Annotated in this window: 14 protein-coding genes; 12 read left to right on the top strand and 2 right to left on the bottom strand. The window is 39.3% G+C overall.

Annotated features, from left to right (window positions below; genetic code table 11):
• Positions 1–8: 8 nt before the first annotated feature.
• The gene (locus I573_RS08725; protein WP_016185378.1) at positions 9–701 is read left to right on the top strand and encodes a YcjF family protein; all 693 of its coding nucleotides are present in this window, start codon (positions 9–11) and stop codon (positions 699–701) included.
• Positions 702–750: 49 nt separating this feature from the next.
• Here the strand turns inward: I573_RS08725 and I573_RS08720 are convergent, their stop codons facing one another.
• The gene (locus I573_RS08720; protein ID WP_016185379.1) at positions 751–1,134 is read right to left on the bottom strand and encodes a hypothetical protein; all 384 of its coding nucleotides are present in this window, start codon (positions 1,132–1,134) and stop codon (positions 751–753) included.
• 197 nt (positions 1,135–1,331) lie between these two features.
• Here I573_RS08720 and purC point away from each other — a divergent pair, with 197 nt between their 5' ends.
• From purC to guaC, 10 genes are all read left to right on the top strand, one after another.
• Positions 1,332–2,069: a phosphoribosylaminoimidazolesuccinocarboxamide synthase gene (purC, locus tag I573_RS08715; RefSeq protein ID WP_016185380.1), complete on the top strand. Its 738-nt coding sequence runs from the start codon at positions 1,332–1,334 to the stop codon at positions 2,067–2,069.
• Positions 2,056–2,316 (top strand): phosphoribosylformylglycinamidine synthase subunit PurS, encoded by a 261-nt coding sequence (gene purS / locus I573_RS08710; protein ID WP_016185381.1) that lies wholly within the window; start codon positions 2,056–2,058, stop codon positions 2,314–2,316. The genes purC and purS overlap by 14 nt, the downstream gene beginning before the upstream one ends.
• Positions 2,313–2,990, top strand: coding sequence for a phosphoribosylformylglycinamidine synthase subunit PurQ (purQ, locus tag I573_RS08705; protein ID WP_016185382.1), 678 nt, complete (start codon positions 2,313–2,315; stop codon positions 2,988–2,990). The genes purS and purQ overlap by 4 nt, the downstream gene beginning before the upstream one ends.
• On the top strand, positions 2,983–5,208 hold the full coding sequence (purL, locus tag I573_RS08700; RefSeq protein WP_016185383.1) for a phosphoribosylformylglycinamidine synthase subunit PurL: 2,226 nt from the start codon (positions 2,983–2,985) through the stop codon (positions 5,206–5,208). Before purQ ends, purL begins: the two co-directional genes overlap by 8 nt.
• Positions 5,181–6,641, top strand: a complete 1,461-nt coding sequence (gene purF / locus I573_RS08695) for an amidophosphoribosyltransferase (RefSeq protein ID WP_016185384.1) — start codon at positions 5,181–5,183, stop codon at positions 6,639–6,641. The genes purL and purF overlap by 28 nt, the downstream gene beginning before the upstream one ends.
• Entirely contained in the window at positions 6,638–7,669 is a 1,032-nt protein-coding gene (gene purM / locus I573_RS08690) for a phosphoribosylformylglycinamidine cyclo-ligase (protein ID WP_016185385.1), read from the top strand. The genes purF and purM overlap by 4 nt, the downstream gene beginning before the upstream one ends.
• The gene (gene purN / locus I573_RS08685; protein ID WP_016185386.1) at positions 7,666–8,241 is read left to right on the top strand and encodes a phosphoribosylglycinamide formyltransferase; all 576 of its coding nucleotides are present in this window, start codon (positions 7,666–7,668) and stop codon (positions 8,239–8,241) included. The genes purM and purN overlap by 4 nt, the downstream gene beginning before the upstream one ends.
• Positions 8,238–9,776, top strand: coding sequence for a bifunctional phosphoribosylaminoimidazolecarboxamide formyltransferase/IMP cyclohydrolase (purH, locus tag I573_RS08680; protein ID WP_016185387.1), 1,539 nt, complete (start codon positions 8,238–8,240; stop codon positions 9,774–9,776). The genes purN and purH overlap by 4 nt, the downstream gene beginning before the upstream one ends.
• A 13-nt stretch (positions 9,777–9,789) precedes the next feature.
• Positions 9,790–11,025: a phosphoribosylamine--glycine ligase gene (gene purD, locus I573_RS08675; RefSeq protein ID WP_016185388.1), complete on the top strand. Its 1,236-nt coding sequence runs from the start codon at positions 9,790–9,792 to the stop codon at positions 11,023–11,025.
• 152 nt (positions 11,026–11,177) lie between these two features.
• Positions 11,178–12,155, top strand: a complete 978-nt coding sequence (gene guaC / locus I573_RS08670; RefSeq protein WP_155855544.1) for a GMP reductase — start codon at positions 11,178–11,180, stop codon at positions 12,153–12,155.
• A 42-nt stretch (positions 12,156–12,197) separates the two neighbouring features.
• On the opposite strand, the gene I573_RS08665 is transcribed toward guaC, so the two are convergent.
• The gene (locus I573_RS08665; RefSeq protein WP_016185390.1) at positions 12,198–13,208 is read right to left on the bottom strand and encodes a hypothetical protein; all 1,011 of its coding nucleotides are present in this window, start codon (positions 13,206–13,208) and stop codon (positions 12,198–12,200) included.
• 486 nt (positions 13,209–13,694) lie between these two features.
• Here I573_RS08665 and pdhA point away from each other — a divergent pair, with 486 nt between their 5' ends.
• A complete protein-coding gene (pdhA, locus tag I573_RS08660) occupies positions 13,695–14,801 on the top strand; it encodes a pyruvate dehydrogenase (acetyl-transferring) E1 component subunit alpha (RefSeq protein ID WP_016185391.1) in 1,107 nt (368 codons plus the stop codon).
• The last annotated feature ends 2 nt before the right edge of the window (positions 14,802–14,803 follow it).

Raw genomic sequence — 14,803 nt, 5'->3', positions numbered from 1 at the left:
GTACGAATATGAGTCGATGGATGCGCAAGAAAAATCAAGAACCAAAAGAGAATGTGAGAAAACTGCCTGAAGATACAATGGATGAACTCGACGAAGAAGAATTTGATTCTTTTTTTCAAGAAGTATTGAAAAAATTTCCCAAAAAAACAGCTGCAGTTATTCAAAAAAGTTATACGGCGACACGTCAACAAGCCGAAAAATTGGTCAATCAGCAACAGGCGCAATATGAACAAGTTTTTCAAAACTTTTTAACTAACCTTTCAGAAGAAAAGCGTAAAAAGAGCCATCGTATTATCCACGCCGCTGCTTTAAGTGCCGCTATTATTGGTTTTTCACCAATTCCTTTTTCAGATGCGGCATTATTAGTACCGGTACAGTTAACGATGATGGCCCGATTACATAACGTATTTGGTCAGTCTTGGACAGAAAGTTTGGCTAAAAGTATTGGGAAAGAAATTGTAGTCGTTGGATTTGGCCGCAGTGCGGTCGGAAATGTATTGAAATTTGTACCTGGCGTAGGAACAGTGGCTGGCGGTGTGATCAATGCGACCGTTGCGCTGACGATTACTGAAGTAATGGGATGGGTCACGGTCAATATGCTTGCTAACGGAGATGATTTATTTGATCAGGCCATGTCATTTAAAGGACAGTTTGATTTTTTAATGGGTATGGTGAAACAAGTAAAACGTAAAAAAGCATAATATAAAAACGCTCGTTGTTTTCTGTATAGAAAGCAACGAGCGTTTTATGTTAAGAAGCATAATCCAAATAAGAAGACGGTGTCAGTGGGAGTGTCTGGATTGATTCGAGCAACATTTCTAAAAAGGTCAAGTCGACATCATGGAAATCATACCAAGCGTTGATTTGAATTTCCTCGCGAAACAAATGTCTTGAATATTGAACTTTTACAATCAACTCTTTATTGCAGACGTTGCGATATTGGAAAATACGATAGTGCATAATGCGCTTCAACGTAAAGGCAAAGCGGTGATGCTTTAAAATCGTTTGCGTATTGTGTTGTGCTAAATGATGAATGTTTAAAATTCCTTGCAAGTCATCTTTCATCCGCATACGACAAGCAGGGGAAAGATACGTAACAAATTGAATAATGGATTCGGAACTAGTTTGATTCATGCTACGCTGCGCTCCTTTGGTCTTTTTTTGTAGTGTAGCACCAAAACAGAAAAATGTAAACGCTATCTTTTTAATGTTTTGATAAAATACGAACGTTAACAATTGTTTTTAAATTAAATGTAAATATTTCGTTGACGATAAACTAGGAGATGCGTAGAATTCAGTTTAACAGGAAAATAAAAAAAACGAGGTGTATCATGGCAAACGAAGAATTGCTTTACGAAGGAAAAGCAAAGAAAATTTATCGAACTAATCAAAAAAATCAGTTGAGAGTAGAGTATCTAGATCAATTAACTGCATTGAATGGAAAACGAAAAGATGTTTGTGAGGGAAAAGGAGCATTAACAAATACGATTACTAGTGCGATATTTGAAGAATTAAACCAAAAACAATTCCCCACTCACTTTATCAAAAAAACATCAAAAACCGAACAATTAGTCGAAAAATTAGACATGATCCCTTTGGAGGTCGTTGTACGCAATGTAGCTGCTGGTAGCTTTGCTACGCGCTTTCAACTACCTGATTCCCCTAGATTTTCCACTCCGATCGTTGAATATTATTACAAAAATGATGCATTAGATGATCCATTCATCAACGAAGACCATATTTTTTATCTCCAATTAGTGACAAAAGAAGAACTTAATTGTATTCGAGAACAAGCATTAACGCTCAATCATGCATTGCTACATTATTTTTCAGACTTAGAGCTTGATTTAATCGATTTCAAATTAGAATTTGGTTATGATCATACGCGACAGATCAAGCTAGGTGATGAAATCTCACCAGATACTTGCCGTTTGCAAGATCGTCACACTAAAGACTCGTTAGATAAAGATATTTATCGTAAGCAAACGGGAAATGTCGTACAGGCGTATCAAGAAATTTCTAGACGAATCCAACAAAAAAAGGAGACTATCAGTCATGTATCTTATTAAAGTCAAGGTTACGTATAAAGAATCCATTTTAGATCCTCAAGGACAATCTGTTTGTAATGCGTGCCATCAATTAGGATTTGAAGGGGTGCGTGATGTGCGCGTAGGGAAATATTTTGAAGTGACACTTGATGTCGCTGCGTCAGAAGTAGATGAAACAGTCCGTGCGTTATGTACCGAATTACTCGTGAATCATACGATGGAAACTTATACCTATGAAATCAGTGGAATTAGTGAGGTGCTCGCGTGAATATAGCAGTTATTATCTTTCCTGGTTCAAATTGTGATCAAGATTTGATTTATGCGATCAATCAGCATGCAGGATTAAAGGCTGAAGGTATTTCATATGAAAATACTTCTCTTTCAGGATTTGATGCGGTGTTTTTACCTGGTGGTTTTTCGTATGGAGATCATTTACGTTGCGGTGCAATTGCTCGTTTTGCCCCGATCATGAAGGAAGTAGCGCGTTTTGCTCATGAAGGGAAATTAGTTTTTGGAACATGCAATGGCTTTCAGATTTTAACTGAAGCTGGACTGTTACCGGGTGCATTACGTCAAAACCGTACGCTACAATTTATTTGTAAGCCTGCTTTACTCACTGTCGAATCAACAAATACGCCGTTTACTTCAGCCTATCAATTGAATGAAACGATTACGTTACCTGTGGCGCACGGAGAAGGCAATTATTATTGTGATGATCATACACTAGCTCAACTAAAAGCAAACGATCAAATTATTTTTTCTTATGCTACAGATATAAACGGAAGCGTAGAAAATATTGCGGGAATCTGCAATGAAAAACGCAATGTTTTAGGGATGATGCCTCATCCTGAACGTGCAGTTGAAGCTATACTAGGATTTATCGATGGTCAACGTTTTTTCACTTCACTTGAATCTTATCAAAAGGAGCAACAATATGCCTAATGTAATGGAACGTGAATATACTGCACAAGAAATTTTTGATAAAAAATGGTACCAAACGTGGGGGTTGACAGATGACGAATACGAATTGATTTGTCGTTTATTAGGTCGTAAGCCAAACTATACTGAAACAGGATTATTTTCTGTAATGTGGAGTGAGCATTGTTCTTATAAACATTCAAAGTCTATTTTAAAAACCTTTCCGACTACAGGAAAACAAGTATTACAAGGACCAGGTGAAGGTGCAGGGATTGTAGATATTGGAGATGGATTAGCTGTCGTGTTTAAAGCAGAAAGTCATAATCATCCTTCTGCCGTTGAGCCATATGAAGGAGCAGCGACGGGTGTTGGAGGGATTATTCGCGATATCTTTAGCATGGGGGCTCGTCCGATCGCGCTGCTAGATTCCTTACGCTTTGGTGAACTAACAACACCTCGTACAAAGTATCTAGTGGAACAAGTAGTTGCAGGAATCAGTGGATATGGAAACTGTATTGGGATTCCGACTGTTGGAGGCGAAGTGGCTTTTGACCCTTGTTACGAGGGCAATCCGTTAGTCAATGCAATGTGTGTTGGGCTGATTGAACATGAGCAAATTCAAAAAGGACAAGCAAAAGGAGTAGGCAATCCGATTTTTTATGTCGGTGCAAAAACTGGTCGTGATGGGATTCACGGAGCCACGTTTGCTTCTGAAGAATTTACAGATGAAAAAGAGCAAAATCGCTCTGCCGTTCAAGTAGGAGATCCATTTATGGAAAAATTATTACTTGAAGCTTGTTTAGAATTGATTCATGAACATTCTGAAGCAGTTGTTGGGATTCAAGATATGGGTGCTGCAGGTTTGGTATCTTCCAGTGCGGAAATGGCGTCAAAAGCGAATGCTGGCTTACAGCTCTATCTAGATGACGTGCCGCAGCGTGAAGCGCAGATGACCCCTTATGAAATGATGTTGTCTGAATCACAAGAGCGGATGTTGATTTGTGTGCGTAAAGGCCATGAGCAAACCGTTACAGAAATTTTTGCTCGTTATCATTTAGAAGCAGTTGAAATTGGACAAGTGACAGACGATCATGATTATCGCTTGTATCATAAGGGACGTTGTGTTGCAGATATTCCAGTTTCGGCCTTAGTGGATGAAGCACCAGAGTACACCCTACATGCTAAAAAACCAGCGCGTCTGACAGAAAGTAGCCTATATACGTTTAAAATGGAAGATCTAGCCGAAACGTTTCGCGCACTTTTACAACAGCCAACTATCGCTTCGAAAAAAAGTATTTTCGAAACTTATGATAGCCAAGTGCTGACAAATACCGTTGTAACTCCAGGTAGTGACGCTGCGGTTGTACGAATCAAAGGGACGACTAAAGCGCTGGCGATGACGATGGATTGCAACGCGCGCTATATTTATTTGGATCCGGAAATTGGTGGGCAAATGGCTGTAGCAGAAGCAGCGCGCAATTTAGTTGCAAGCGGAGCTAAGCCGTTAGCGATCACTGATTGTTTGAATTATGGCTCTCCCGAAAATCCAGAAGTGTTTTACGAGTTGCAACAATCGGCTTTAGGAATCTCAAAAGCGTGTGTTGCTTTAGATACACCTGTAATCTCTGGAAATGTTTCATTATACAACGAAACAAATGGACAAGCGATATACCCGACACCGATTATTGGAATGGTCGGTTTGATCGAAGACGTCAAGAACACGACGACACAATGGTTTAAACAAGCAGAGGACTTGATTTATGTAATCGGGCAGACCGACGCATTCTTTGCAGGAAGTGAAGTTCAAAAATGGGCGACAGGTGCTAACTTCGGGCAATTGGGCGCATTTGATTTAGCTAAAGAAGTACACCATCAACAATTAGTATCTCAAGCAATCGATGCGGGGATCCTCACAAGTGCGCATGATTGTGCGGAAGGTGGTTTATTGCTTGCGCTAGCGGAAGCAAGTATGCAAGCAAACCTTGGCTTTTCAATCGAGTGGGCGAATGAATCGTCGTGGTTGTTCTCTGAAACACCCTCACGTTTTATAGTTACGGTAAAACCAGAGCATCAACTCCAGTTTGAAGAATTGACAAAAGAAACTGCGCATTTGCTTGGTCGTGTAACACAAGTGCCACAAATGATGATCCATACGAAAACAAAGCAGTATTGTTTTGACGTTCAAGAAATGAATGAGATTTGGGAGGGCGCGTTGTGCAACTTACTCAAGAAAAAAGTTTAAATGAAGAATGCGGCGTTTTTGGCGTATACGGTGCTGATGATGCTGCGCGTATGACTTATTTTGGCCTTCATGCGTTACAACATCGTGGTCAAGAAGGTGCAGGGATTGTTGCACAAAATCCAGACTCACGTTTGATGCTCCATCGAGGATTGGGATTATTATCAGATGTTTTTTCAAATGAGCAGTATATCGAAGCATTGCAAGGTCGCGGGGCAATCGGACATGTGCGGTATGCGACAGCTGGAAATCGTGGTTTAGAAAATATCCAACCCTTTTTGTTTCAATTTGAATATGAACAGCTTGCCTTAGCACATAACGGAAATCTCACGAATGCCAAAAGTTTACATCGTTTGCTAGAAGCAGAAGGCGCGATTTTCCATTCAAATTCGGATACTGAAATTTTAGCTCATCTGATTCGCCGTAGCCAAAAGCCAACGTTAAAAGAACAGCTCGTTGAAGCCTTGAATCAAGTAAAAGGTGGCTTTGCGTATGTGTTGATGACAAATCAAGCTTTGATTGCCGCGCTAGATCCTAATGGGTTTCGACCACTTGTGATTGGACAGTTGCCCAACGGCGGATTTGTAGTGGCTTCTGAGACTTGTGCGTTGGATGCAGTTGGAGCTGAATTTTATCGTGATGTGTTACCAGGTGAAGTCGTTTGGATCGATGAGACAGGAATTGAGATCTTTTCTTATACGTCGAAGACCCAATTATCGATCTGTTCCATGGAGTTTGTGTATTTTGCTCGTCCAGATTCGAATATCTATGGCGTTAATGTGCACTCTGCGCGAAAAATGATGGGAAAACTTCTTGCCAAGGAAGCTTATATTGATGCAGATATGGTGATTGGTGTACCTAATTCATCCCTTTCAGCAGCAAGTGGATATGCAGAAGAAGCCAATATTCCGTATGAATTAGGATTGATTAAAAATCAATATGTAGCCAGAACGTTTATTCAACCGACGCAAGCGTTACGTGAACAGGGAGTGCGGATGAAATTATCTGCAGTACGTAAAGTGGTGGAAAATAAACGGGTGATTTTAGTGGATGATTCAATCGTTCGAGGGACAACAAGTCAACGAATCGTTGCGTTATTAAAAGAAGCTGGTGCCAAAGAAGTGCATTTGCGAATTGCTGCTCCACCGCTCAAATATCCTTGTTTTTATGGTATTGATATTCAAACGCAACAAGAGTTGATTGCCGCAAATTATACAATAGAAGAAATGACGACAAAAATCGGAGCCGACTCCTTGGCCTTCTTAAGTGAACAAGGCTTGATTCAAGCCATTGATCTACCAGTTCAAGCTCCGTACCAAGGGTTGTGTATGGCGTATTTTAATGGAGATTATCCAACGCCGCTTTATGATTATGAAACAGAATTTTTGCATAAAAAAAATCAATTACGTCAAGTTGTGTTAGGAGAAACAAAATGAGTGAAGCGTATCGAAAATCAGGTGTGGATATTCATGCGGGATATCAAACGGTAAAACGCATTTCAAAAATGGCAAACAAAACAAACATCAAAGGCGTAATGGAAGGGTTAGGCAATTTTGGGGCGCTATTTGATCTAAGTGCCTATATGATCGACCAACCCGTTTTAGTTTCTGGAACGGATGGTGTGGGGACAAAACTTTTGGTGGCGCAAGCTTTACATCGTTATGAAACGATTGGGATCGATTGTGTCGCGATGTGTGTTAATGATGTAGTAGCTCAAGGTGCAAGACCGTTGTTTTTCTTAGATTATTTGGCTGTAGGAAAATTAGATCCAACTCAAGCAGCCAGTGTCGTGTCTGGCGTTGCTGAAGGTTGTCATCAAGGTCAAATGGCATTGATAGGTGGAGAAACCGCAGAAATGCCTGGATTATATTCTGAAGAAGAATTTGATTTGGCAGGATTTTGTGTCGGTGTAGCAGAAAAAGAAAAACTCTTTAAAAAAGAAGCGATCGTTCCAGGAGATTATTTGATTGGATTGCCTTCAAGTGGAATCCATTCAAATGGATATTCACTCGTTCGCCATTTATTAGCAGAACATGGACTGTCTTATGACACCGTATTTGAAGAACAAACACTAGGCGATATTTTACTCACTCCAACGCGAATTTATGTCGACGATGTACTCGAAGCGCTTGAACACAACTGGATCAAAGGATTAGCGCATATTACAGGAGGCGGATTTTATGAAAATATTCCTCGCATGTTACCTGAAACCGTTACAGCCTCTATAAAAAAAGGATCATGGCCTGTTTTACCGATTTTTCGCTATCTACAAACTTTAGGTGAATTGTCAGATGAAGAAATGTTTGAGATTTTTAATATGGGGATTGGAATGGTTGCCTGTGTAGCGCGTGAGCATGTTGAGCGCTTGGCTGCTTATTTTAACGATAAGCAGCTTCCATTTTATAAAATTGGGATGATCGAAGCTAAACAAGAGAGTGCCCTTGTGTTGAAGGAGGAACTATGAGAATTGCTGTTTTCGCATCTGGAAATGGAATGAATTTTGAAATGTTAGTCAAAGCGAGTCAAGAGCCTACATTTCCAGCAGAAATTGTGTGTGTAGTTTGTGATCGAGCAACGGCTAAAGTGATTGATCGTGCACGAAAACTGGAGATTGCCTGTTATGTTGTGGAACCGAAACATTTTGCAACTAAATCAGATTATGAAAAACAAGTCTTGTACTATATGCAAGAGCAACAAATCGACTGGATTGTTTTAGCAGGTTATATGCGTTTGATTGGTCCTGATTTGCTTCGACCCTATACAAATAAAATTATCAATCTACATCCGTCTTTACTTCCAGAATTTATTGGAAAAGATAGTATCCAACGTGCGTTTGAGGCAAGAGTTGCTTATTCTGGTATTACGATTCATTACATTGATGCGGGGATGGACACAGGACCTGTGATCTTTCAAAAACAAGTCCCTTTATACGAACAGGATACACTCGAGCAATTTGAAACAAGGATCCATCAAGTAGAACATCAGTATTATCCAAAAATCATTCACAGTTTACTTAAAGGAGAGAATATTTCATGAAAAAACGCGCCTTAATTAGTGTTTCAGATAAAACTGGAATCGTTGAGTTTGCCAAAGGATTACAAGCAGTAGGTTTCGAGATTGTGTCAACAGGAGGGACGCGCCAAGCGTTAACAGAAGCTGGGATCTCTACGATAGATATTGAAGCTGTAACGGGATTTCCTGAAATGTTAGATGGTCGTGTCAAAACACTTCATCCAATGATCCATGGTGGTTTATTAGCTGACTTGAGTAAAACTGGGCATCACGAAGCGCTGGAAAAAATGAATATCGTACCAATTGAACTTGTGGTCGTGAATTTATATCCTTTTGCGAAAACGATCGCTCAAGCAGATGTTGTTGAAGCCCAAGCTATTGAGCAAATCGATATCGGTGGGCCGAGTATGCTCCGTTCTGCTGCGAAAAATTTTGCCCATGTGACCGCAATCGTCGATCAACAAGATTATGCGCACGTGTTAAGTGAACTAAATGAAATTGAAAAAACGTCTTTCCAAACAAGACGAAATCTTGCGATGAAAGTCTTTCAACATACGGCAAGCTATGACGCGATGATCGCACAATATTTTATCGGTCACGAAGCACATTTGCCAGAAAAATTAGTTTTATCGTACACGCAAAAACAACCGTTGCGTTACGGGGAAAATCCTCATCAAGAAGCAGCGTTTTTTGCTCAAGAACAAGCGAACGCCGATACGATTGCAGGCGCAAAACAATTGCATGGTAAAGCGTTATCGTATAACAATATCAAAGATGCAGATGCTGCCTTACAGATTGTTAAAGAGTTTCAAAAGCCGACTGTTGTGGCAGTGAAGCATATGAACCCATGTGGAGTAGGCAGTGCGGAAACGTTAACCCAAGCGTTTGAAAAAGCCTATGCTGCTGATCCAGTCTCCATATTTGGTGGGATTATTGCATGCAATCAAGTGGTGGATGCGCATGTAGCAGAACAAATGAGTCGTCTGTTTTTAGAAGTGATTTTAGCACCTGAGTATACAGCACAAGCACGTGAAATTTTAGAAAAGAAGAAAAATCTTCGTTTATTGCAGATCGATTTAAGTACAAAAAAACCAGAAACATGGGAATACACATCCGTAAGTGGTGGGATGTTGGTTCAGGCAGTGGATGTGCGCAAAACAGAAATTTCAGACTGGGAAGTCGTAACCGATCGCACACCTTCTGAAGAAGAGATCGAAGCGTTATTATTTGCTTGGCGCACAGTGAAACACGTGAAGTCAAATGCGATCGTTTTAGCAGATCACACACAAACGCTAGGGATTGGTGCAGGGCAAATGAATCGAGTGGGTTCTGTTGAGATTGCGTTAAATCAAGCGAAAGAAAAAGAAACGCACACCACAGTGGCTTTAGCGAGCGATGCGTTTTTCCCAATGTCTGATAGTGTTGAAGTTGCAGCAACAAATGGGATCAAAGCCATCATCCAACCTGGTGGAAGTATTAAAGATCAAGAATCGATCGATATGGCTAATAAATATGGAGTGACGATGATCTTTACTCATTCTCGTCATTTCCGTCATTAAAAGGAGTTCAGGTATGCGTATATTAGTGATTGGTCAAGGTGGTCGAGAGCATGCGATCGCAAAATCTTTAGTTTGTGATTCGCAAGTAGAAGCAGTATTTTGTTGTCCTGGAAATGTCGGGATGCATCAAGATGGGATACAGACCCATCCGATCGATGCCTTGGCATTTGAGCAATTGAGTGAGTTTGCGAAAAAAGAACAGATCACCTTTACCATTGTGGGTCCAGAACAACCACTTTCTGCGGGGATCGTGGACTATTTTCAAGCGAACGATCAATTGATTTTTGGTCCGACAAAACAAGCTGCCCAGTTAGAAAGTTCGAAATCGTTTGCAAAAGAAATCATGGCACAACTAAATATTCCGACAGCTGCTTATCAGGTGTGTACGAGTTTAGAAAGTGCGCAAGCGTATAGTCGCACGCAGTCGTTTCCGATCGTGATCAAAGCAGATGGATTGGCTTCTGGTAAAGGTGTTTTTATCTGTCATACACTTCAAGAAGCAGATGACGTTATACTTGAACTATTTAACCATTTGGCCGATAAAGTTGTGATCGAAGAGTATTTAATGGGTGAAGAGTTTACGTTGATGGCCTTTGTTGATCAAGAAAAAATCTATCCTATGGTCATGGCGCAAGACCATAAACAAGCGTATGATCAAGATAAGGGTCCGAATACAGGCGGTATGGGGGCGTATGCTCCTTTACCACAATTTTCAGAGTGTATGACAACAGAAGTTATCACACGTGTCATGCAACCAGTCATCACGTATTTGGCACATCAAGATACACCGTTTTCTGGAATTTTATATGCAGGAATGATGGACACGAAAGAAGGAATAAAGGTCATCGAATTCAATGCGCGCTTTGGTGATCCAGAGGCTCAAGTTGTATTGCCTTTATTGGAAACAAGTTTAGCCCGTATTATTTGGGACTTGTTACATCATAAGACACCGAGCATTCAATTTTCAAATAAAACGAGTTTAGCAGTGGTACTGGCTCGGCATGAATATCCTGAACAAGCAACACCAAAACAACCGTTGCCAGAGTTTTCTCTTCCTAAAAGCCAAGTGTATTATTCAAATGTGCTAAAAGAAGGAGAACAGTTGTATACAGATGGTGGTCGCATTTTTGTGGCGCAGCAAATAGGAGAGTCGATCGATCAAGTTCGTGAGATGGTTTATCGTGAATTGGAAGAAAATAACTGGACAAATTTAAGGTATCGTCGTGATATTGGGAAACGATTTGGTTAAACACGAACATTTTTGCAACAATGTTTAAGAAAAGGTTGTCTTATCTTGTTTTTTTTAGGCAAATAGCGTAAATTATTAACGGTGAGTGATCGTCATGTTGACCATCATAATAAAACTGATAATGAATTAAGCGAGGTATGTCTATGTTTGAAATGAAAGTTTTTGATTATGAAGATATCCAATTAGTACCAAATAAATGTATCGTAAGCAGCCGTTCTGAATGTGATACAACCGTCACGTTGGGCAAACATTCATTTAAAATGCCTGTTGTGCCAGCAAATATGCAAACGATTATCGATGAATCAATCGCAGAATTTTTAGCGGCAAATGGTTATTTTTACATTATGCACCGTTTTGATGAAGCGGCGCGTATCCAATTTGTAAAAGATATGCATGAAAAAGGATTTATCAGTTCGATCAGTGTAGGGGTAAAACCTGAAGAATATGCATTTGTCGATCAATTGGCACAAGAACAATTGGTTCCAGACTATATGACGATCGATATTGCACATGGACATTCTAATGCAGTGATCGATATGATCCAATATATCAAATCAAAACTTCCTGAAACATTCGTGATTGCTGGAAATGTAGGCACACCAGAAGCGGTACGTGAATTGGAAAATGCCGGTGCGGATGCCACAAAAGTGGGGATCGGACCAGGTAAAGTATGTATTACAAAAATCAAAACAGGTTTTGGAACAGGTGGTTGGCAACTCGCAGCGGTTCGTTGGTGTGCCAAAGCTGCACGTAAGCCGATTATTGCAGATGGTGGGATTCGTACGCATGGTGATATCGCCAAATCGATCCGTTTTGGTGCCACAATGGTGATGATTGGTTCATTATTTGCTGGACATGAAGAATCACCAGGGGAAACTAAAGAAGAAAATGGTGTACGCTTTAAAGAATATTTTGGCTCTGCTTCAGAATTTCAAAAGGGTGAAAAGAAAAATGTTGAAGGTAAAAAAATCTGGCTACCTTATAAAGGATCTTTACAAGATACTTTAGTTGAAATGCAGCAAGATTTGCAATCTTCTATTTCATATGCCGGTGGAAAAGATCTAGAAGCGATTCGAAAAGTGGATTATGTCATTGTAAAAAACTCTATTTTTAATGGAGATACGATTTAAAAAAAGATTGAATTCAAAAGACGTTTACTGCTCTTGAAAGAGCTAAACGTCTTTTTTTGTGTAGTAAGCCATTTGTGTGTTGTACCAAGTGAATAACTGTAAAAAGAAAGACTCGAATTGAGGGTTATCGTTCAAACAAAAGTGTTGTTTTAGTTTTGATAAAAGGGTTAGGGCATCCTGCTGATATTTTTCTTGAGAGTGACTATCAGGAAAGCGAATAAAGTCATACATTTGAAATAAAGGCAATTCATAATACCATAATAAAAATCCGTATAAAGCGATACTTAAAAAATCTTGATAAAACACCGACGAAGCTAGGAGGTGTAGATTTAAAAAATGGTAGAATTCATTGCTCAGACTAGTAAAAAAAGCAGGTAAATTAAATTTTCTAAGGCTTGCGGAGTAGGAAGAATTCTCAATTAAAGTGTTTTGATTCTCACCTTGTTTTAAGGGATGTACGAATTCGTAAGGCGCGATAGTTTGAATAGCCAAGCGAAATACTCTTGGGAATAGGTGGAAAAAAGATTCAATAGCGGTCTGCTTTGTAAAGAGTTCTTCTAACGTTAGGCTTAAATGAAGTAAATACAGTTGATACCGTCCGATTAAGCTCGTCGTCAAGCGTAAAGGAGCGGAAGTAAAATGAATATGTGGGTAGTCACTAAAGTAATGTGCAATCAGGCGCATCAGCCGACTGATCGTTGCTTCGCTTACAGCATGTTGCATGGCAAGTTTTTGTTGCGTTTGGATAGAGGATTGAAATAGACTCTTGAAAATAGTGATTTCATATTTTTCTTGAAAAGCAAAACAATAACGTGAATGGAAGGCTACGGTGTAGTGATTGATAGTGAACACGTCATTCTTTTGAATAATAAAATGCATCGACGTGGCATGTTGATTGATATCGGCAATTATTTTTTTGACATGTGGTTTCGTGAGTTGGATAGTTTGTGAAAGGGTATCTATAGAAAGAATCGAAGATGAGGATTCTAGAGTAGTTAGTAATGAAAAATAATGAGAAAGAGTTGGAGGAAGAAAATGATGGGTGGGAAACATTTGAAAACTCCTTTAATCTGTTATAGTATAAATCGTCTTGTGTCATATACAGAAGCTAATGCAAGGATAGAAAGGGGAAAGGGCCTTTTGAAATCAAGTATCCTTAGTATAAAAGAAAACACTTGGAATATAAAGCGCTTTTTTATAGTCTAATTTTAATGAATCTCATTTTAGGATAAAAAAACAAATAAAATAAATCACAATATAGAGGACAGATTCGCCTGAACTGTTATAATTTGTTTGGAATTAGTGTTTTAATAATTATTTTAATATGTGAAAACAATCACTTTTGTAGAGATGATATACGCTTACTTCCTCATTAAATAATTAAATAAAGAAAGTGATAAAAACATTTTACTTGTCATATTTTGCTAAAGATGATAATTTATACGTGTAAATCATTTTTGCAGTAATACAGAAATGGATGCTGTTATATTTGATAATGAAAGATTCTCAAGAAGAATTAAGAGAGGAAAGTGTGACAAGATGGCAAAGAAAAAAACAATTGACTTTGAAGCTTTGTTGAAAAATATCAACGCTGATTTCCCAACTTACCAAGCATTGGATCAAGATGGAAACGTTGTAAATGAAGCTCTAGTACCAGATTTAAGTGATGAGGAATTAGTAGATTTAATGACTCGTATGGTTTGGTCTCGTGTATTAAATGAACGTTCAACTGCATTGAACCGCCAAGGTCGTCTAGGATTCTTCGCACCAACTGCTGGTCAAGAAGCAAGCCAATTAGCAAGTCATTTTGCTTTTGAAAAAGAAGACGTATTATTACCAGGTTACCGTGATGTACCTCAATTGATCCAACACGGCTTACCTTTAAAAGAAGCTTTCCTATGGTCTCGTGGACACGTTGCCGGAAACTTATATCCTGAAAGCCTAAAAGCTTTACCACCACAAATCATCATCGGTGCACAATACGTGCAAGCAGCTGGTGTAGCATTAGGTCTTAAAAAACGCAACAAGCCAAACGTAGCAATCACTTATACAGGTGATGGCGGATCTTCACAAGGAGATTTTTACGAAGCAATTAACTTCGCTGGAGCTTACAAAGCAAACGCAGTATTCTACATCCAAAACAATGGATTTGCGATTTCTACTCCACGTGAAAAACAATCTGCTGCACACACACTTGCTCAAAAAGCAGTAGCAGCTGGAATCCCTGGTATCCAAGTAGATGGTATGGATCCATTAGCAGTATACACTGTATCTAAAATGGCTAGAGAATGGTCAGTAGCTGGAAACGGCCCTGTCTTAATCGAAACCTTAACTTACCGTTACGGTCCACATACACTTTCAGGTGATGATCCAACACGTTACCGTACAAAAGATATGGATAACGAGTGGGAATTAAAAGATCCATTGATTCGCTTCCGTAAATATTTAGAAGCAAAAGGAATCTGGTCTGAAGAAAAAGAACAAGAAATCATCGATGCGACAAAAGAAGAAATCAAAGCAGCAGTTGCAGAAGCTGATAAAGTTCCAAAACAAAAAGTTTCTGATTTCTTGAAGAGCATGTTTGAAGTTCAACCACAATCAATTAAAGAACAAATTGAATTCTACGAAGCGAAGGAGTCGAAATAACA

The sequence above is a fragment of the Enterococcus sulfureus ATCC 49903 genome (assembly GCF_000407605.1).
GTDB lineage: Bacteria > Bacillota > Bacilli > Lactobacillales > Enterococcaceae > Enterococcus_G > Enterococcus_G sulfureus.
The sequence above is the reverse complement of the archived record's forward strand: the minus strand, read 5'-3'. Positions and strand labels throughout refer to the sequence as shown.